This window comes from Paenibacillus sp. Z3-2 (genome assembly GCF_054161325.1).
Genome location: NZ_CP096397.1, coordinates 2287454 through 2307475, shown reverse-complemented (window position 1 = coordinate 2307475; position 20022 = coordinate 2287454). Strand labels below are relative to the sequence as shown.

General features: G+C 47.2%; 20 protein-coding genes. 1 reads left to right on the top strand and 19 read right to left on the bottom strand.

The genetic code is table 11. The annotated features are described in order from the left end of the window. Positions 1–49 precede the first annotated feature (49 nt). From M1D71_RS10345 to rplS, 7 genes are all read right to left on the bottom strand, one after another. Positions 50–448, bottom strand: coding sequence for a YraN family protein (locus M1D71_RS10345; RefSeq protein WP_458126364.1), 399 nt, complete (start codon positions 446–448; stop codon positions 50–52). After that, positions 442–753 (bottom strand): EscU/YscU/HrcU family type III secretion system export apparatus switch protein, encoded by a 312-nt coding sequence (locus tag M1D71_RS10340; RefSeq protein ID WP_336764998.1) that lies wholly within the window; start codon positions 751–753, stop codon positions 442–444. Before M1D71_RS10340 ends, M1D71_RS10345 begins: the two co-directional genes overlap by 7 nt. Continuing rightward, complete coding sequence (locus tag M1D71_RS10335) at positions 750–2807, bottom strand: DNA ligase (RefSeq protein ID WP_458126363.1); 2058 nt, start codon at positions 2805–2807, stop codon at positions 750–752. Before M1D71_RS10335 ends, M1D71_RS10340 begins: the two co-directional genes overlap by 4 nt. A gap of 30 nt (positions 2808–2837) precedes the next feature. Further along, positions 2838–3491, bottom strand: coding sequence for a ribonuclease HII (locus M1D71_RS10330; protein WP_458127214.1), 654 nt, complete (start codon positions 3489–3491; stop codon positions 2838–2840). A 475-nt stretch (positions 3492–3966) separates the two neighbouring features. Beyond that, a complete protein-coding gene (ylqF, locus tag M1D71_RS10325) occupies positions 3967–4830 on the bottom strand; it encodes a ribosome biogenesis GTPase YlqF (RefSeq protein ID WP_458126362.1) in 864 nt (287 codons plus the stop codon). Between the two features lie 30 nt (positions 4831–4860). Then, positions 4861–5481, bottom strand: a complete 621-nt coding sequence (gene lepB, locus M1D71_RS10320; RefSeq protein WP_336765000.1) for a signal peptidase I — start codon at positions 5479–5481, stop codon at positions 4861–4863. A 357-nt stretch (positions 5482–5838) separates the two neighbouring features. After that, a complete protein-coding gene (gene rplS, locus M1D71_RS10315) occupies positions 5839–6180 on the bottom strand; it encodes a 50S ribosomal protein L19 (RefSeq protein ID WP_024630190.1) in 342 nt (113 codons plus the stop codon). 314 nt (positions 6181–6494) lie between these two features. Here rplS and M1D71_RS10310 point away from each other — a divergent pair, with 314 nt between their 5' ends. After that, on the top strand, positions 6495–7460 hold the full coding sequence (locus tag M1D71_RS10310; protein WP_458126361.1) for a polysaccharide deacetylase family protein: 966 nt from the start codon (positions 6495–6497) through the stop codon (positions 7458–7460). Between the two features lie 10 nt (positions 7461–7470). On the opposite strand, the gene M1D71_RS10305 is transcribed toward M1D71_RS10310, so the two are convergent. The 12 genes from M1D71_RS10305 to rnc form a co-directional block, all read right to left on the bottom strand. Continuing rightward, positions 7471–8712 carry a hypothetical protein gene (locus tag M1D71_RS10305; protein ID WP_458126360.1) on the bottom strand — a complete coding sequence of 414 codons (1242 nt, stop codon included), beginning with the start codon at positions 8710–8712 and terminating at the stop codon, positions 7471–7473. Positions 8713–8868: 156 nt separating this feature from the next. Next, the gene (locus tag M1D71_RS10300; RefSeq protein WP_458126359.1) at positions 8869–9243 is read right to left on the bottom strand and encodes a VOC family protein; all 375 of its coding nucleotides are present in this window, start codon (positions 9241–9243) and stop codon (positions 8869–8871) included. A gap of 186 nt (positions 9244–9429) precedes the next feature. After that, positions 9430–10197, bottom strand: a complete 768-nt coding sequence (gene trmD / locus M1D71_RS10295) for a tRNA (guanosine(37)-N1)-methyltransferase TrmD (RefSeq protein ID WP_458126358.1) — start codon at positions 10195–10197, stop codon at positions 9430–9432. 1 nt (position 10198) lies between these two features. Then, the gene (gene rimM, locus M1D71_RS10290; protein WP_458126357.1) at positions 10199–10711 is read right to left on the bottom strand and encodes a ribosome maturation factor RimM; all 513 of its coding nucleotides are present in this window, start codon (positions 10709–10711) and stop codon (positions 10199–10201) included. 265 nt (positions 10712–10976) lie between these two features. Then, positions 10977–11207, bottom strand: a complete 231-nt coding sequence (locus tag M1D71_RS10285) for a KH domain-containing protein (protein WP_017689218.1) — start codon at positions 11205–11207, stop codon at positions 10977–10979. Between the two features lie 23 nt (positions 11208–11230). Further along, positions 11231–11503 carry a 30S ribosomal protein S16 gene (gene rpsP / locus M1D71_RS10280; protein ID WP_017689219.1) on the bottom strand — a complete coding sequence of 91 codons (273 nt, stop codon included), beginning with the start codon at positions 11501–11503 and terminating at the stop codon, positions 11231–11233. Positions 11504–11556: 53 nt separating this feature from the next. Continuing rightward, on the bottom strand, positions 11557–12933 hold the full coding sequence (gene ffh, locus M1D71_RS10275; RefSeq protein WP_062833767.1) for a signal recognition particle protein: 1377 nt from the start codon (positions 12931–12933) through the stop codon (positions 11557–11559). A 63-nt stretch (positions 12934–12996) separates the two neighbouring features. After that, the gene (locus M1D71_RS10270) at positions 12997–13347 is read right to left on the bottom strand and encodes a putative DNA-binding protein (protein ID WP_458126356.1); all 351 of its coding nucleotides are present in this window, start codon (positions 13345–13347) and stop codon (positions 12997–12999) included. Positions 13348–13607: 260 nt separating this feature from the next. Next, positions 13608–14255: a PAQR family membrane homeostasis protein TrhA gene (gene trhA, locus M1D71_RS10265; RefSeq protein WP_458126355.1), complete on the bottom strand. Its 648-nt coding sequence runs from the start codon at positions 14253–14255 to the stop codon at positions 13608–13610. A gap of 146 nt (positions 14256–14401) precedes the next feature. Further along, complete coding sequence (gene ftsY / locus M1D71_RS10260; RefSeq protein WP_458126354.1) at positions 14402–15415, bottom strand: signal recognition particle-docking protein FtsY; 1014 nt, start codon at positions 15413–15415, stop codon at positions 14402–14404. Between the two features lie 107 nt (positions 15416–15522). Continuing rightward, the gene (smc, locus tag M1D71_RS10255) at positions 15523–19092 is read right to left on the bottom strand and encodes a chromosome segregation protein SMC (protein WP_458126353.1); all 3570 of its coding nucleotides are present in this window, start codon (positions 19090–19092) and stop codon (positions 15523–15525) included. A 224-nt stretch (positions 19093–19316) separates the two neighbouring features. Beyond that, on the bottom strand, positions 19317–20015 hold the full coding sequence (gene rnc / locus M1D71_RS10250; RefSeq protein WP_145318996.1) for a ribonuclease III: 699 nt from the start codon (positions 20013–20015) through the stop codon (positions 19317–19319). Positions 20016–20022 lie beyond the last annotated feature (7 nt).

Genomic DNA, 20022 nt, shown 5'->3' with positions numbered 1-20022 from the left:
TACATTTTGTATCTTTAATTACTCGAAGTTGACAGCCATGATGTAGATCTCAAAAAGCATTGACAATGTGATCCACTGAGACAACATCACCTGTTTGATTAAGCATCACGGCGATTACATCAAAACGGATCTGAAGGTCTGCCTCTCCCGTCATTTGCAAATATACGGATGCGGTTGAACGTACCTGCTGCATTTTACGCATATCGACCGATTCCTGAGGTGTACCGTACTGAGCGGCTCCACTTCTGCTTCTTACTTCTACAAAGACAATCAGGCCCTCGCAGGAAGCAATGATATCAATCTCACCGCTACGGCAACGCCAGTTCTGTCTAATGATCCGATAATCATTCTCTCGTAGCCAACGACAGGCAGCCTCTTCACCTAATCGACCTTTCTGCTGTCGTGTGAGCTTCATTCCAGGTTCCTGGCCCACTCTACGTTCTACCATGACTCATCTTCCCCACGTCCCGAAGCCAGTCGATCTGCACGATAGACATACGTTAGAACCTCTGCCACCAGTTGGTACAGTTCTGCCGGAATCTGTTCATCCAGATCCAACTTGGAGAGCACTTCCACAAGAGCTGCATCCTCCTGAACAGCCACTCCGTTTTCCTTGGCTTTATCCAGAATGGCTTCTGCCACTTTGCCGCGGCCTTTGGCTACAACAACGGGTGCTTCACTCTCTCCAGGGACATATTTTAGGGCAACCGCTTTTTTGGAGAGCAGATCCGGTTGTGACGACTCGTCTTTCATACTTTCAAGTCCACCCCTTTGTATCGTTCAGGACTATAGTCCGAGGCTGACATTTTGCGTTCCGCGCCCGGTTCCTGGCCCACTGGCCACGGCTCCGCCTTGAAGGTGAGCAATTGATACCCCAACTTGTCCAAAGCCTGATGGATGACCTCTCGGCCACTTTCCAGAAGCGGCCCCATCCCTTCGCGATCATTCAAGACACGCAGACTGACAATGTTGTTAACCACATGTACATCAACCAGCGTAGGTCCGAGACTTTTCATGTCGAGATCAAACCAAAGACGGCAATTGGATGCATCCAGCTCCCCGCGTTGACCCCGGCGTGACTGGATCTGAACAGAAGCTGTTTCTTCCCCGTCTGGTCCCGTGATTGGAATAAACCAGTGCATCTGTGCAAACGTAGCACTGCGATCGGTCGTTAACAATAACTGCTGACCTGTCAGATATTGCACCGCTTGTCCGGCGGCATCCTTGAGTGCCGCCGGCGCACCGTCGCTGCTGGCAAGTTGCAGCAGCAAGCCCTTCAGCGTGTCCGCATTCGCCGGACTCGCCACATCTCCCACGCGCGGCTGCGCAGCCGCGCCATGAACGGCCTGCTGCTCGTGCTCCGCACCGAGCAGCTTCAGCACGCGCCCCACCCACGGGTCTCCCTCGTGGGTGACAGGCGCGGTCACTGCCGCAGCTCCCGCAGGTGCTGCGGCACTACCACCAGCCGGCGGCGCATCAGCACCGGCTGGCAACGGCTGCGGCACGCCTCCGGCAGCCGCAGCCGCCTGGCCGCCCTGCGATGCAGGGGCGGCCTGTGCTGCCGCACCAGGCTGTGCCGGTGTGGCAGTGGACGCGCTGCGCAGGGCGGCCAGCAGCGCCAGCAGCTTGGGCGCCAGCTGCGCTGCCGTAGGCGCTGCAGGCGCCGCCTGGCCTGCTGCGGACGGAGTCCCCGCAGCAGCAGGTGTTTCAGCGCGGCCGTCAGTCCGCACGGCCGCGCCTGCCTCAGGCTGGCCTGCATTTACGCGGCCAGCCACAGATTCTGCAGCCGCCCCTGATGTACCCGGGCGGCTCCCGGCTTGCCCCGCGTCAGTTCCGCGCGCGCTCTCTCCAGGTATTCCCGTTCCTGACAGAATACCCGTGCCACCTTTGCCAGCCGTTTCAACATTACTGGCAACTGCCTTTGTTCCGGCTTCAGCATTTACTGTGCCTCCGCCGGTCTGCAGGTTTCCTTTGACCGCAGTACTCGCATCCTCTGCCCCACCATCAGCCATTGAGATAGCTCCTGCCAATGCTGCCTGTCCTTGCTGTCCTGACAAAGCAGGTGTTCCCGCTCCAGGTACCTGACGACCATTGCTTGATGCAATCAATCCTTCTTCCACCTGTGCTCCATTCAGCACGACAGGTACACCAGCCACAATACCCGGTTTCATCGCGGCAGATTGTTCTCCATTCATTACTGGTTTACCTGTTGTTTGTGCCAGCATCGTTTCCAGCTGATCAGCCAACCCGCTTAACAACTGATGCAGAGGGGGGCCAAACACCGTCTGATGTAATCCTTTTACCGTCTCCGCCGTAACCGGAAGACCACGCTGAAAAGCAATTCCTGTCGCCTGCACCCATTCCTCAACTGGCACCTGTGCGGGTTTGGCTGTCATCATATTTTGAACCATAGCCACGTTATCCTTCGTTAGCGGCAATCCGCTACGTTGCATGGCAAGTAACAGTTCCCGGTTCCCTTTCGTATCTGGCAGCCCTACATCCTTAAGCAGGTTGTTCAGCGAAGCTTGTGGCAGCTCATCAAGTGTACCCGCCATAGGTTTCATTACCGTTATGCCATTTTCACCTGGCGGCTGCACTTGAAGCAATGTGGTCTCACCCGGACGGAGTGGAGTTTCCAACTTGGCGCGCACCTGCACACCTTGAATCTGCAGAACCGCATCCCCACCATCATCGGATACACTTACCACGGAACCGCGAACTACCTGACCTTCCTTTAATTCAAGCGGCTTGGCATTGCCGGGCTTACTATCTCCCATTAACCCCTTTATCATGGAACCAATATTCAAATCTCTCCCCCTCCTTCCTTCAACCCCGTGTTAAAACAATGAATGCTGCTCCCCAAGCAGATTGCCCAGAAAACTGCGCCGATGCATCGGGGTTGCTCCCAACGCCATAATCTGCTCCCGATGAACTTTTGTTGCATATCCCTTATGTATCGACAGACCATATTCCGGATATAACGTATCCCATTCCTCCTTACAGAGTCGATCTCGCGTTACCTTCGCAATAATAGAAGCTGCTGCAATCGACTGACTATTGGCATCACCTTTAATAATGGACAGTTGTGGCACATTCACATCGACTTTCTCGGCATCTACCAACATATAATCAGGAACTTCTCCCAATGCTTCAACAGCACGTTTCATCGCGAGTCTCGCAGCCTGCTTGATGTTAAGCCGATCAATCGTCTCTGCATCCGCGTACCCTACACCCACCGCCAGCGCCTTTTCCATAATGACATCATATAATGCATCACGTTTTTTCTCCGTTAATTTCTTGGAGTCATTCACGCCTTCCAGAATAAGATCCTTCGGTAAAATAACCGCCGCTGCAACTACATCCCCAAACAAACAACCTCGTCCTACCTCATCAATGCCAGCAATGCGTTCAAACCCACTGTCCCAATACTCCCGCTCGTAGAGCAACAAGTCTCGAGGTTCACTGGCTTCTTTCTTTTTCTTCGTTCCCATCGGGGTATCCAGCAGATTCAACCCGATCTCTTCATTATGTTCAACCATAACGCTCATCTCCTCTACCCACACTTCTCCAGCATGTGTATCACTTTCAACTTTTTTATAATATAGACGTAGATCCGCAGTCTTTGTTCTGTACAACCGGTGTCTCTCAGCAAATATTTTCCTTGAGGCATACAATAATAAAGATAGTGATGTCTTCATTTATCGGTATTTAATGGTTTAAATTGAATATATCAGACCTTGTCTAATCTAAATTGCACCACCATTCATCATAGCACGATTTTGACGCACCTGATATATAGGTCAGCCAATTCCATTAAGCGTACTGTTCTTCAATCCTCTTCCATTTTTATCGTTTTGAACGCGAAAACGACCGTTCCCGGTAATCCGGTAACGGCCGCTTCTTTCGGCACTTGTTTATAGGAAATGAACAGATGAAGATAGAATCTTCATCGTGTAGAGTCCATTTTTAGTAGGGGGCTTCCATAGAGAAACGTCCCATTTTACCTGCTCGCAGCTCTCGCAGAAATGCCCGCGATGCCTTTTCCAGATCAATGCGCCCACCGCTTACAACACAACCGCGTATACGGCCGACTTGTTCCATAATCGCAATAACACTGTCTGAATCATCTGCATCTTTGGAGAACTCCTGAAGTCCGTATCTCTCTTCCAGGGCGTCCCAGTAGTAACGCATCAAGTAACTGATTCCAAAAAAGGCAATATCCTCAGCATTCAAGATTTCCTCTTTGATCGCACCTGTTACGGCAAGACGGTAACCTACATTCTGATCTTCGAACTTGGGCCAAAGGATACCCGGAGTATCCAATAGCTCCATTTCTTTGCCTACCTTGATCCACTGTTGCCCCTTCGTCACACCAGGACGATCTCCTGTTAACGCAATACTCCGTCCAGCCAGTCGGTTAATCAGCGTGGATTTACCGACATTGGGAATCCCCACAATCAACCCGCGAACCGCACGAGGATTAATCCCTTTGGCAATTTGACGGTCAATTTTTTCTTTAAGAAGAAGCTTCGCCTGTACCGGAATGTCTTTAACATTAGTGCCTGTCGAAGCATCTACAGGAAAAGCAGTAATTCCTTCTTTTTTGAAATATTCAATCCATTCTTGCGTCACTTTGGCATCTGCCAAATCCGATTTGTTCAACAAAATCATCCGGGGTTTACCCAGCAATATTTCGTCAATCATCGGATTACGGCTGGAGACAGGCAGACGGGCATCCAACAGTTCGATGACCACGTCGATGAGCTTTAACTTATCCTGAATCTGGCGTCTGGCTCGAGTCATATGACCTGGAAACCATTGTATCGTCAACTTGTCTTCACCTCATTATTTACTTCGATTTTAATGGTTAATCCACTTAATTTCACCGATCGGCCAGAAAATCACATCTGCACGACCAATAATATCTTTTAACGAAACATAACCAATCATACGGCTGTCGGTACTATTTGGACGATTGTCCCCCATGACAAACACATGACCTGCCGGCACTTTGCCATCAGGGAACTGCTCATTCGGGAAATCCTTCACGTTATATGTTCCACCATTCGCTTCCGCTGCATCAATGGCTCCTTGAATATACGTTTCATCGACTTTCTTGCCGTTAACCATCACGGTATCATCCTGCACCTCAACCGTATCACCTTCTACCGCAATAACACGTTTGATGAAATCCCGACCTTCGGATGGTACGTGGAAGACGATAACTTCACCGCGCTTCGGTTCTCTGATATCATATAGGATTTCGTTGACGATCACACGTTCACCCGTTTCAAAGTTCGGCTGCATGGACGGTCCGTCCACAACAAATGGTTTGAAGAGCAACCACCGAATCAGAATGACGAGAACTAATGCGATGACGATGGCTTTAAGCCATTCAACAATCTCATTTTTAGCTTTTTTGGATCGGCTGTCTTTCTCTTCGGCAGGATTGCCCCGGTCCTGTTGAACTTCTTGTTCCATTCAAGATCTTCCTCTCTTCACAGTACATGTTTATAGCAGTACACACATCCAGCATTCTGTATCGTTCCAATAACTCAATGGATGGATACAAAATATTCACATCAGTTATGTAATCTTACACCAAGCATTACAGTACATTTAATCCACAATTCAAATGCCTTCAAGAGGTTGTTCAAAAAGTCGGTACTGAAACCGGTCTTTTGAACACGCACTTCAATAACTGATTTCACAAGCCTCCCGGACTATTCGCCGCATGTGTTGCCATACCATTTTACTCGGAAGTGTACCTCCGGTTCAACTTTTCCCGGACAAAAACGAAAAGGGCTTGTCTCCAAGCCCTTCCCGGTATCCGTTATATTAACGAATTTCTTTAATTCTCGCTGCTTTACCGCGTAGTTCACGAAGATAATAAAGCTTCGCACGACGCACTTTACCACGGCGAGCCACTTCGATTCTATCGATTTTTGGGGAATGAAGCGGGAAAGCTCTTTCCACACCTACACCGTAAGAAATTTTACGAACTGTAAAAGTCTCACTGATTCCACCACCACGGCGTTTAATCACAACACCTTCGAACAATTGGATACGCTCACGAGTTCCCTCGATTACCTTAACGTGCACTTTCAAAGTGTCACCAGGACGAAAACTCGGAATATCCTTACGAAGTTGTTCTTGTGTAATCGCTTGAACGATATTCATCTATGACTCCCTCCTTCCGTACAGGCGTTCATACTTCTTCCAGAGATCACCTTGTCTCCTTCATTATCCATAGAGGACCGCCGTATTCCACATAACAGATTTATTGTATCACGCAGCATATCAAAACACAAGAGAAATTAAACAAAGTGCCTATTGTTCAATCAGCAATACTAAAACTCATTACGATCTGAACTAACTTAACGCTCTCTTCTACAAGTCAACCTGATACTGGAAAAAATACTGTAACCTCCCGTTAAGAAATATCGTCTATGATATAACGTATTGACCACTTTAAAAGGAGAACCATAAGACTTATGACATATTGGAAAAAAATCACGCTTGTCGTACTCACCATGCTCACATGCTCAATTACACTATATGCATATGCTGTAACTCATCCAACGAATGCCATGTCACACAAAGCCTGTACATCCTGGGATATAGTCAAACGCAAAGCATTCCAGCTGTCACATTCTGACTTTTCTAGCCAATCTGCGCTGGATCGTTCTACATTCAAGGTTGAACAAGGTACAGCTACAGAAGTTCCCGTACTGATGTATCATTACATAGAGCCCAAGCTTAACAATCACGAGACAGGTAATAAATCCATCATTAATCTGGAGGATTTCGAGCAAAATATGAAATACTTGCATGATGCAGGTTACACGACGATTACACTGGATCAGCTTGAGCAATATGTTAACGGGAAGATATCCCTACCACAGAAATCAATTGTAATTACCTTTGATGACGGATACCAGAACAATTATACATTAGCTTACCCCGTGCTTCAGAAATATAATTTTCATGCCTCCCTGTTTGTTATAGGCAGTAAAATTCAGGATAAACCTTCGGCATTTGATCCCGCCATCAACAGTTTCATCTCCAAACCAGAGATGCAGGCGGCAACCGACGTCTTTGAATTTAACAGCCATACCTATAACCTGCATCACAAGGGATTTATGCGCTGTGGGAACAGCGTACCTGTCGGTCTGGACACCAGTCTTCTGGATAATGATATCCAGCAAATGAAGGAAACCGGAATAGACACACCTTATTTGGCCTATCCTTTTGGTTATACCAGTACACAGATGATCTACAAGTTACAGCAACATGGATATCGCATGGCTTTTACCGTAAAGTCCGGATTTGTGCATCCAGGAGATCATCCCATGAAGCTACCTCGTTTGACGGTTACAACAGGTGCTGACCTGGCAGCCTTGCTTCAATCCGAATCCAGTCCGCAGAACGGGCCGCCTGCATCGGAGAATAACCAGTGAATACTGGACTTTAAACTTCCCCGCCCGGATAGAGAGTCAAGCTATACAGCCTTTTGAGCTGTGGCTTGGCTCTTTTTGCATCGGTAAGTGATAATTTCATTGGAGAACTGGAGTAAATTACCGCATCCTGTGCGTCATAGATGATGATCTGTTCTAGCCCAGTTTGGATCAGGTCTGCATGCACCGCATATCCATCTTTCGGGAATTCAGTAACCGTTTTCATATCTCCATCTACCAAAGAAGGCAATACATCTCCACCTCGGCGATAGGCCAAAATATAATCGAGCCCACTCTCATCCCAGTTACTTACAGGCTCTATAATCGTTAACCATCCACGAGTCATACGATTTTCTTTCCATATTTCTCTCCCTGCGTTATCCAGCATGAACATTCCATCCTTACCATTCTCGTCACCCCGAATAATTCGGTCCAACCCTGCGATCTGTAAACCTTCCATTCCAGTACAAAAATAGCCCAGCGCAATATGCTGTGATTCAATCGAATCTTCATAACGCCATTTCTCATTACCGTAGCGGTCCATCATGACCGTGACACTGCCACCGATCACAACCTCCACTTCCCCATCACCATCAACGTCGCCAAACCATATACAGTCGGCATGGTCATCAAGATTCTGACAAGACCATAACAGCGTCCCATCATGATCCAGCATGTCATATCCAGCCATCACTTCATCCTTCCCATCTCCATCGATATCGTATACCCATGGAAAATGCCCAGGATTCCCTTCATGCTTCCATAATAAATTGAAATCATGGTCCAATGCCCATAACGTCTTATAGCGGTCTTTCAGTATAATGTCCATTTTTTGCTGATTACCAGTCAGGTTGGCGAGTATAATGCAGTCATGTGCTTCATCACCTGGCAGTTCATGTGTTTCTTTAATCTCACCGGTCCCGCCATCCAACACGAGAAATTGTTTGTCCATGACACACAATACTTCATTATGGCCGTCACCATCCCAATCTGCGATCTGAGCGGGATAGTCTGAGCCCGGACCTCCTGCGTTCGGATCAGGAGTTCCCACCTGCCATAGTAATGTCCCTTCCAGATCAAACGCAGTCAAGCAGCATACCTGATGCGGGACATACCGATCGTCTATGCCCCCATCTGCTTGCACCAGCAACATCTCAAGTCTGCCGTCCCCATTCAGATCTCCCAAAAGCATTTTGCACCGTTCTCCGGCTTCGGTAATATCAACTCTGGCGATTTCATAAGGCTGATTGCTCATCATCTTCCTCCTCAGCGTATCGTTAACATTTCATTACAGCTGAGTTCAACATAAAGAAAACCCCTGCTTTTTACAACCCTATGCTGAACTCATGCAAAAATATTCAAAGCTGCAAAAAAGTGTCTACATCAATAATAAACAATTTAAACGTATGATTTACAGCCATTCTAGAAACTCAAGACGATTGCCAAACGGATCATTTATATAGAAACGCCTTACACATTCATCTATCCTTGCTTCGTCCTCAACAATATGAATATGGTTATGATTCAGATGATCACGTAAATGATCCAAATGTTGTACATGAAATGCCGGATGAGCTTTTGTAGCGGGAATAAAATCTTTTTGTACACCAATATGAACTTGGTGTCTGCCACACTCAAACCATACACCACCCCGTTTTCTTAGGGCTTCTGGTTTAGGAATCTCCGTCCAGCCCAACACTTTATTGAAAAAATGACGCGCCTCCGCTTCACAACCTTCTGGTGCTGCGAGCTGAATATGATCAAGACCAATAATATTGTAAGTCATTCATACACCACTTTTAGTTTCATTTAGTGAAACTTAGTTTTAAAATATATCTCCATTTTATAGAATAACCCAATGAATATCCAGCTTTCTTTACAAAACACACAAAAAAAGCCAACCTTTGGTATCCAGGTTGGCTTTTTCGAACTCTCTAAAAAGATATATTTACGTGTTCAACGATACATATTCTTACTCTGTACTATTTTCACGGTTTGAGCGTATCTTTTTTAACCAAATTCGCTCTTTGTCCGTCAAGTCCGCCGCTTCCAACATCTCCGGTCTACGCTCTAACGTACGAAGCAAAGACTGCTCTCTGCGCCAAGCCTCAATGTTCAGATGATGTCCTGACAGCAACATATCCGGTACTTTCATGCCCCTAAATTCGGGTGGACGTGTGTAGTGTGGGTATTCCAGAAGTCCAGTACTGAAGGAATCCGTCACGGCACTTGTCTCATTGCCAAGCACTCCGGGGATAAGACGTACGATGCTGTCGATCGCAACCATAGCAGGCAACTCCCCACCAGTGAGTACGTAATCACCAATAGATAGTTCATCCGTCACGAGAAATTCGCGAATTCGCTCATCGTAACCTTCATAATGCCCACATATAAAAATCAGATGATCTTCCTGTACAAGTTCTTCTGCCTTTTTCTGTGTAAACGTCTCACCTTGCGGACACATTAGAATGACACGTGGAGGTTTCATGGTTGCCGCGGCTTCTCCGCGTTGCTCCAGCACATCTTCAACAGCAGCAAAGATCGGATCTGGTTTCAGCACCATGCCTCCGCCTCCGCCGTATGGAGCATCATCGACCGTGTTGTGTTTATTGGTCGCATAATTACGGAAGTTGGTTGCACCGAGGGATACCAGACCCTTCGTTTGGGCTTTTCCCAGAATGCTTGCTCCGAACACACCGTCAAACATTTCCGGGAATAGTGTTAATACATCCACTTTCATGTTACAGCAGCCCTTCCATCAGGTGAATCTTCACTTGCTGCTGTTCGATGTCCACATCAAGCACTACATCATCAATAACCGGAATTAATACTTCTTTGCCTGCTGGCGTTTTAACAACCCACACATCATTGGCACCAGGAGTCAAAATTTCAGAGATGGTTCCGAGCGTTTCACCCTCTTCGGTGATGACCGAACACCCAACGATTTGATGGAAGTAGTATTCACCTTCCTCCAGCTCAGCCAAGTTCTCTTTTAACACTTTGGCCATGCCGCCTTTAAACTTCTCTACCTCATTAATATTGTCATACTCTTTGAGACGAAGAATATACATATTCTTATGCAAACGTGCCGATTCCACGTTAACCATGACGGGATGATTATCAGGTGTAAAGAAAAACAGCTCTGCATTTTTCGCGAAACGCACTTCCGGGAAATCAGTTAAAGGCATGATTCTTACCTCGCCGCGAATTCCATGCGTATTGACGATTTTACCTACATTCATAAACTCTGCCATACGTTCCTCCTACGAAATTAAATCAAACTAAACAGATACTTCGACTCTCGTTCGGTCGTTCCGGCGACGGTTCGTTCTTTCGATCGCTGTTACCCCCTCATTTTTCGAACTTACTACGCTTCTCCAGAATCGATCCCGTCCCCTGCACTGCTCCGAAGTCACTCATACCCAAAAATATTTTAATTCAATATCTAATCCAACCTATTAAGTTCAGCATGCACGAAAAGGGGCTAGGACATGCATCCTAACCCCCTTTCGTATATCTTTAAGATATGATATCAACGGTAACCCGTTTATCCATCTTAACTGCTGCTGATGTGACGACCGTGCGAAGAGATTTTGCGATTCGCCCTTGTTTACCAATTACCTTCCCGACATCGTCAGGATGAACGGTTAACTCATAAACGACAAGCCGGTCTTTCTCAACCGTCCGAACCGTCACATCTTCCGGATGATCGACTAAAGCCTTAGCAATTATGCTTACTAATTCTTCCATAGATGACCCTCCGAATCAGCACTTTATTTAGATAATTTAGACTCGTGGAACTTCTTCATCACGCCCGCTTTGCTAAGCAAGTTGCGGACAGTGTCAGATGCTTGTGCACCGTTTTGAAGCCATGCCAATGCTTTATCTTCATCGATCTTAACAACAGCCGGTTGTTCAACCGGGTTGTAGTAACCGATCTCCTCGATAAAACGACCGTCACGTGGGGAACGGGAATCCGATACCACTACGCGGTAGAAAGGAGCTTTGTGAGCACCCATACGTTTCAGACGAATACGAACTGCCATTTGAAAATTCACCTCCTTCAATGAAATCTGTATATGATTTAGCTTTGCTTAAATCAACGGAAAGGAAACTTCATTCCTTTACCCATACCTTTAAGCTGCTTCATAGCTTTATTTTTACCGCCTTTAGGTCCCATCATATCTGAGAACTGTTTCATCATGCGGCGCATCTCATCAAACTGCTTGATCAGACGATTTACTTCGGCCAGAGATGTTCCGCTACCCGTAGCAATACGCTTCCGGCGACTATGGTTGATCATATCAGGGTTACGTTTCTCTTCCGTCGTCATAGAGTAGACGATCGCTTCGATCCGGCCCATCTGTTTATCATCAACCTTCAGGTCCTTAGCTTGTTTCATCTTGCCCATGCCGGGGATCATATCCATGATCTGGTCGATTGGTCCCAGCTTTTTAACCTGATCCATCTGCTCCAGGAAATCTTCAAACGTGAATTCTGCATTACGCATCTTCCGTTCCATTTCCTTGGCTTTATCGGTATCAATGTTTAATTGTGCTTTCTCAATCAAAGATAACATATCACCCATACCGAGAATCCGTGAAGCCATACGTTCTGGATGGAATGGCTCCAAAGCGTCAAGTTTCTCTCCAAGAGAAGCAAACTTGATTGGACAACCCGTAACTGCTTTGACAGAAAGCGCCGCACCACCACGTGTATCGCCATCCAGCTTAGTCAGGACAACCCCGGTCAGGTTAAGTTGCTGGTTAAAGTGTTCTGCTACGTTAACCGCATCCTGACCTGTCATGCTGTCTACGACAAGCAACACTTCATCCGGATTCACTACGCTGTGAATCTGGCGAAGCTCTTCCATCAGCTCTTCATCGACATGCAGACGTCCAGCCGTATCGATAATGACATAGTCATTACCGTTATCTTTGGCATGCTGAAGACCTTGACGTGCGATCTCCACAGGGCTTGTCTGATCTCCCAGTGTGAATACCGGCGCTTTGATCTGCTCGCCAAGTACTTGCAACTGTTTGATCGCTGCCGGACGATAAATATCGCCTGCAACAAGCAATGGTCTGCTGTTTTGCTTTTGCAGCATTTTAGCCAGTTTACCGGATGTGGTTGTTTTACCAGCACCCTGCAAACCAACCATCATGAGCACCGTTGGCGGTTTGTTCGCTTTAGCCAGTTTCGCCTGGCTTCCACCCATCAAATCCGTGAGTTCCTTGTTAACGATGTCGATGATGACCATTCCTGGCGTGAAGCTCTCCATCACTTCTTTGCCGACAGCCTTCTCTTTCACCTTGGCGATGAATTCCTTGACCACTTTGAAGTTTACATCCGCTTCGAGCAATGCCAGACGTACCTCGCGCATAGCCTCGGCTACATCTTCATCAGACACCTTGCCTTTGCCGCGCAGCTTGCTGAACACATTCTGTAATCGGGTCGTTAATCCTTCAAATGCCATGATCCCACCTCCTTAAGCTTTAATACTGTTTTCAAGACCGATACGTTCCACTCAGCCAACTTTTCATTCACTAAGCTGGGCAACGATATCGTGTATTTGTTTGTTGTTATCAATGGAGACGCCTGCGCGTTCCAATGCATTTTGCAATTCTTCAAGATTGCGATTACGCCGTTCATGCTTTTCCAGCAAGCCCAACTTGCTTTCGTAATTTTCCAGCACTTGTTCGGCACGCTTGATATGCTCGTATACCGCCTGGCGGCTGATCTCAAACTCGGCTGCAATTTCACCAAGTGAAAAATCGTCATGAAAGTAATACTTTAGAAAAGTCTGCTGTTTCTCAGTAAGTAACAATTCATAAAAAGCAAACAGCAAGTTAATCCGGTTTGTCTTCTCAAGCCGGTTTTCTTGACTCACATCGGGGCACTCCCTTCGTCAAGGAAAAACACTTTACACTCTTGCAACGTTCCTAATAATACCTAAAACAAATCAGGTTGTCAAGCAAAAATACTTGTCACAATAAAAACAGCTCTGATGACGTCCCATTTCGATACTAAACAGGCGATTTCTGCCCTTTTTCATCAATAAACCCCCGATCTGTACCTCTACGTTCCACCTCTATGTAGAAGAAAAACGAATGCGTCTCAGCGAGTGGAGATGCATTCGTTTAAGATGATCTAGCGAAGTGGTGTCAGGTACAGCAGTACCATAAAGAAATGAAGAATACTGCCTGCTAGCACAAAGAGATGCCAAATCGCGTGGTGGTATGGAAATCCACGCCACATATAAAAAAGCGTGCCCAATGTATACATTAGTCCGCCAGCAACCAGCAACACGATTCCACCTGTAGGAATGGCAGCCATAAGCGGTTGCCAGGCAATAACGATGAGCCAGCCCATCGCAATATAGAAAATGGTGGACATGAATAGGAACTTTTTCGTGAAAAACGCCTTAAAGATCACGCCGAATAATGCGATTCCCCAGATTATACCGAACAGGGTCCATCCAAGTGTACCGCGAACAGCAATAAACAAAAGCGGAGTATATGATCCCGCTATAAATAAATAAATGGAAGAATGGTCGAAAATCTCAAATAAATCTTTCACTTTTCCATCTTTCCATGCATGCACGAGTGTGGAGCTCGTATAGAGCAGGAGCATGGTGATCCCGTAGATCGTGAAACTGACCACATGTAACGCCGTGCCTTTCATACTTGAAAATACAATCAATATCACCAGTGCAGCTACACTGAGTGCAGCGCCGATTCCATGTGTCACCGCATTGGCGACTTCTTCACGGCGGGAATAGGTATAGGTATTGGCCATTTCAACCGTCCTTTCTAGCCCTTTAGCATTGCCTGCTTTATTCCTCCATTATACACGTATTGCCAGTGACATTACACGTGACACTTATCACGTCTATCACTGGCAATACATGTAACGCTATTAATTCATCCTATTTATTAATGGTTCTAGGAATTAGCTTCCTCTTCTTCAGCACCTTCAGCTGGCTGTTCCTGGATCAATCCGGCGAACAGGGCGTGCACGAATTGCTCCGAGTCAAACGGCTGCAGATCATCAATCTTCTCACCCAGTCCTACGAGCTTCACTGGCAAGTCCAGCTCCTGACGAATCGCAACAACGATTCCCCCTTTGGCTGTACCATCCAGTTTCGTCAGTACCAGACCAGTCACACCGCTTTTCTCACCGAAAAGTTTGGCCTGATTTAAAGCGTTTTGGCCTGTTGTTGCATCCAGTACCATCAGTACTTCATGCGGAGCATCCGGAATTTCACGCTGAATGACACGATAGATCTTGTTAAGCTCGTCCATCAGGTTGGATTTATTTTGCAGACGACCTGCTGTATCACAGAGCAGAACATCCGCGCCCCGTTGCTTCGCTGCCTGCACCGCATCATACATAACGGCCGCTGGATCAGAACCGGATTGCTGCTTGATCACGTCGACACCAGCACGTTGTCCCCATACTTCCAGCTGTTCGATGGCTCCGGCACGGAACGTATCTCCAGCTGCCATAATGACTTTTTTACCTTGTTGTTTAAAGCGATGCGCCAGCTTGCCAATCGTTGTTGTTTTACCCACACCGTTAACGCCCACGAACAAAATAACGGTAATGCCATCCGGATTCATTTTCAGTTCGTTATTCTGTTCACCGCGAAGAAGATCCGTCAGTTTCTCAGACAATACAGGCTGCAGTTCAGCCGCGTCCTCAATTTTACGTTTCTTCACCTCAACACGCAGATCTTCGATCAGCTTCATAACGGTATTGACGCCAACGTCTGCTCCAATCAGAATCTCTTCCAATTCTTCATAGAACTCTTCATCGATTTTTTTGCGGCGGATAACGAGATCCGACACTTTTTCCACAAGCCCTTTACGTGTCTTTTCCAATCCATCCTTGAACTGTTTGGTGACCGACTCCGTTTTGCTTGCAATGCTGTCTCTAAGCTTCTTAAAAAAACTCATAAAGCCCCTCCATCGTGTACATAATCTGAGCGTTTTGCTAAGATGCTCAATCTAAATCAAATTTACATGATTACAATGAGTTCACTGTCTTGCGGGTTGGATTCAGATCAGGCAATTACAGCTTCCTCATCTTCCAGTTTAACCGAAACGAGCTTGGATACTCCGCCCTCTTCCATGGTAACACCGTACAGCACATCTGCTTCTTCCATCGTACCTTTACGATGGGTAACGACGATGAACTGGGTTTGTTCGGAAAACTCACGTAAATACTGGGCAAAACGTACCACGTTGGCCTCGTCCAAAGCTGCCTCAACTTCATCCAGTACGCAGAATGGTACAGGTTTGACATGCAGAATAGCAAATAATAAAGCCATCGCGGTCAAAGCCCGCTCCCCGCCGGATAACAACTGTAGGTTTTGCAGTTTTTTGCCTGGTGGCTGAGCCACAATATCTATTCCCGTGTCGAGCAAGCGCTCCGGGTCCATCAGAACAAGGTCAGCACGCCCCCCGCCAAACAGCTTGGAAAACACAGTACCGAACTCACGGCGGATCGCATCAAACGTGATCTTGAATCGCTTCGCCATCTCGTCTTCCATTTCCCCAATAACCTGATACAACGTTGTTTTAGCCTCCACCAGGTCATTCTTCTGTTCACTCAGGAACTCATAACGCTCATTAACCCGCTGGAACTCCTCAATCGCTCCCAGGTTAACATCACCCAGAGCAGATATGCTGCGCTTCAGCTTCTGTACCTCTGCCTGTGTATGTTCCACATCTTCGGGCACAGGATAACGCTCTTTGGCCAGTTCATAGCCCAGTTCGTATTCATCCGTCAGCTTCCGCAGTATATTTTCCAATTCAACGTCCAGCCGGTTCACGGAAATTTCTGTTTGTCGCATCTGCTCTTCCACAGCTTTCAATTGTGTGCGCTGTTCCTTCGTTTCGCTCTCGGCCAGTTCAAGCTTCTTCGATAACTCAGTTCGGGCAGCACGTTTGAAGTCCAACTCCTGGGAAGCCTCCGTTTTTTTCAGCTTGTACTGGTTCAGATCTTCAATCTGTTTGACACTCTCAGTCTGTGTTTTCTTAAGATCTGCTTCCATTGAAGCCAGCAACGTGCGATTCTGACGAAGATCTTTTACCAGCGACTCCACTTCCCGCTCCAGACGTCGCAATTGTTCCCCATTGGAGAATCGCTCCTGATCGAGCTTGCCTTCCCGTACTTTCAATTCGGTGAGCTGGCTCTGCAATTCTTCCTTCGCGGATTCATTCGCTTTACGAGCAAACTCAGCTGCATGAATGGCACGATGAGTCGCTTTTTCTTCCTCTTCAAGCTGCTCCAGCTTCTTCACAGCAACGATGCGAGCCGTATCCAGCTCTTTAATCTCTTCGGTAAATCCGCTCTTCTCCTGTCCGGCAACAGCAACCTGTTCCAGCACGTGGCGAAGCTCATGCTCTACCTGCTTCATCTCCATCGAAGCCTGTTGTTCCGCATTTCGGGTATCGTCACCAGACTGACGAAGCTCGTCCAGTTTGTCCTGACACTGCTCCAGTTGAACTTTTACATCATCCACACTGCGATGCAGTTTGACGATCTGATTTTCCGTATCCAAAATATCCTGGTCGAGCTGATCCAGCTGCCGTTTCCGACTGAGCAGACTCACATTTTTCTTATGCTGGCTACCACCCGTCATGGAACCACCCGCATTGACCACGTCGCCTTCAAGTGTCACGACCCGGAACCGATACTGACAACGAGCCGCAATTTTATTGGCGACCTCTAACGTTTCGGCAATAATAACGTTCCCGAGCAAACTGCCGATGATCGAAGCGTACTTGGATTCGAATTGTACAAGATCAGCACCGATCCCTACAAAGCCCTCCATGCCTTCGATCATGGAACGTTCAGCTGCCCCAATGGCACGTGGACGAATGACATCCAGAGGCAGGAACGTAGCACGCCCCAATTGACGTTGCTTCAGAAAAGCGATCGCCTGTCTGGAAACTGATTCATTTTCCATGACCACATGCTGCAAGGATGCACCCATCGCTGTCTCTACGGCAAGTTCGATCTTCTCTGGAACTTTGACGAGTTCAGCTACAGCCCCATGAACACCGTTTAATGTGCCTTTGCGTGAAGCCTTGAGAACCTCTTTGACACCCAGCATGAATCCGTCAAAATCATCCTGCATCTCTTTCATCGTATCGCGGCGGGAGACCTGAGCTTCACGCTTCTGTTCCCATTTACGGACTGTGCCCCGACTTTCTTCCAACAGCTTCTGCAGCGACTGGAGTCGTTCGCTTTCCGTAATATAACCACCACGTAGATCACTGATTTCTTTGCCCAAACGAACAACTTTTTTCTCAATGTCCGCTTTGCGACTTTCCAGTGTCTCTTTCTGATCTTCCCATTTGCCCGATTCCTCAGCCGCGCGATTCATCCTGCGCTCCAACGTTTCTTTTTGTTGGTCCACGTAACGAATTTCATTTCGTGTCTGAGCCATCTGATTCATTAGTTCCAGCAAGTTGCCTTTGAGGCTTTCCTCTTGCTGTTGACTAATGCCTCCTGTGACACCGATGAGTTTGGCTTCTTCCTGAGACAGCTGATTTCTCACATCATTCAGTTCATGCTCAAGTTTGCCAAACTTCTCACGCAGTGCAAGCAACTCGGTTTCCCGTTCGCGATGTCTCTCTTCACTGGCGGCAAGCGTTACTTTGAGCTGCTCCTGATTCGTTTGCAGATGATGCGAGCGCTCCTTGAGCAATTCCCCAAGCCCTTCGCTTTTTTCTGTCGCTTCACTGAATTGCAATAAAGCGGCTTGCAGTTGCTCTGTCTCAGTTTCCAGGATACGCAGTGCATTCCGATCATTTTCCAGCTTGGCATCATGCGTAGATACAATCGCTGCGAGTCCAACCTCTTCCTGCTTCAGCGATTGCAGTCGCTCATTCGCCTTGCTCCAGGACGCATGAATCTGTTCGATCTGGTACACATACATCGAGATCTCCTGCGATTTGAGCTGTGAACGAAGTTCCTTATAGTGGATCGCTTTCTCCGATTGTTCCTTTAAGGGACCAATCTGATCTTCCAGCTCAGTCACGAGATCATGAATCCGCAGCAAATTCTGTTCTGTCTCATCCAGTTTGCGCGTAGCATCCCGCTTGCGGGATTTATATTTAACAATACCTGAAGCCTCTTCAAAGATGCCCCTGCGATCCTCTGAACGGGTACTCAGAATCTCTTCGATCCGACCCTGTCCAATAATCGAGTAGGCTTCTTTACCAATGCCGGTATCCATAAACAACTCCGTTATATCCTTCAAACGACAAGATTGTTTGTTGATAAAATATTCACTATCTCCGCTGCGATGTACACGACGAGTCACCGTCACTTCACCAAAATCCAATGCAAGTGCATGATCTTCGTTATCAAGCGTTAACGAAACTTCACCGAAATTGACGGCCTTCCGTGCATCACTGCCTGCAAAGATAATATCTTCCATCTTTCCACCACGTAGCGACTTGGCACTTTGTTCCCCCAAAACCCAGCGAATCCCGTCCGATATATTACTCTTTCCACTTCCGTTCGGACCTACAACAGCCGTAATGCCACGAACGAATTCCATCTCCGTTTTGTCGGCGAATGACTTGAATCCACCCAATTCAATCCGTTTTAAAAACATAGGGTTTCTCGTCACCTCCTATTGCAAATTTCAAGTATTGCATTCAAGCGCCTAAATAAAATGAACTAAAAAAAGGTTCGCTTATTTAGTTAACGATCAGGTCACCTTCTCCTGAACCTCTTTACAAAAAAAAGAGCAAAAAGCAGTCCGGCCGATTACTTCCGCCGGGGCGGACCCGCGGGCTGCTCTTTGCTCTTCGTTTGTCTATGCGCTATCGGTTAAGCTCAGGCTTCCGGAAGCTTCAGTCGATCAAGTGCTGCAGATGCAGCCTGTTGTTCCGCTTCCTTTTTGGAACGCCCTGTACCTCTGCCAAGCCGTTCTTGACCCATATGGACCTCTGAGACAAACTCACGTTCATGGGCAGGTCCCCGTTCCTCAACGATACGGTATTCCAAAGCTCCCATATTGTGATGCTGAGTGAGTTCCTGCAGTTCCGTTTTATAATCGCTCATTTGCAGCTTGCTGCCCAGAACAATTAACGGAAAGACATGCTGGTCGAGAAATGTCCGGACAGGCGCAAGCCCTTGATCCAGATACAATGCACCAATGAAAGATTCAAACACATCCGCCAGCAGAGCCGGCCGTGTCCGTCCTCCAGTCAGTTCCTCACCTTTACCAAGAAGTACATACTGCCCAAAACCCAACGCTTCAGCAAATTTGACGAGGGAAGGCTCACAGACAATGGATGCCCGCAGCTTAGTTAATTCACCTTCCGGACGGTTAGGATACAAATGATACAAGTATTCCGATACAGTCAGTTCCAGCACGGCGTCGCCCAGAAACTCCAGACGCTCGTTGTCCTGATGCTGACTGAACCGGTGTTCGTTTACATAAGAAGCATGGGTAAACGCTTGTTTTAAAAGCTGCCTGTTGTCAAATTTGATTTGAAGTTTGTGTTGTAACTGCTTCAGATCTTCACTCAAACGAACT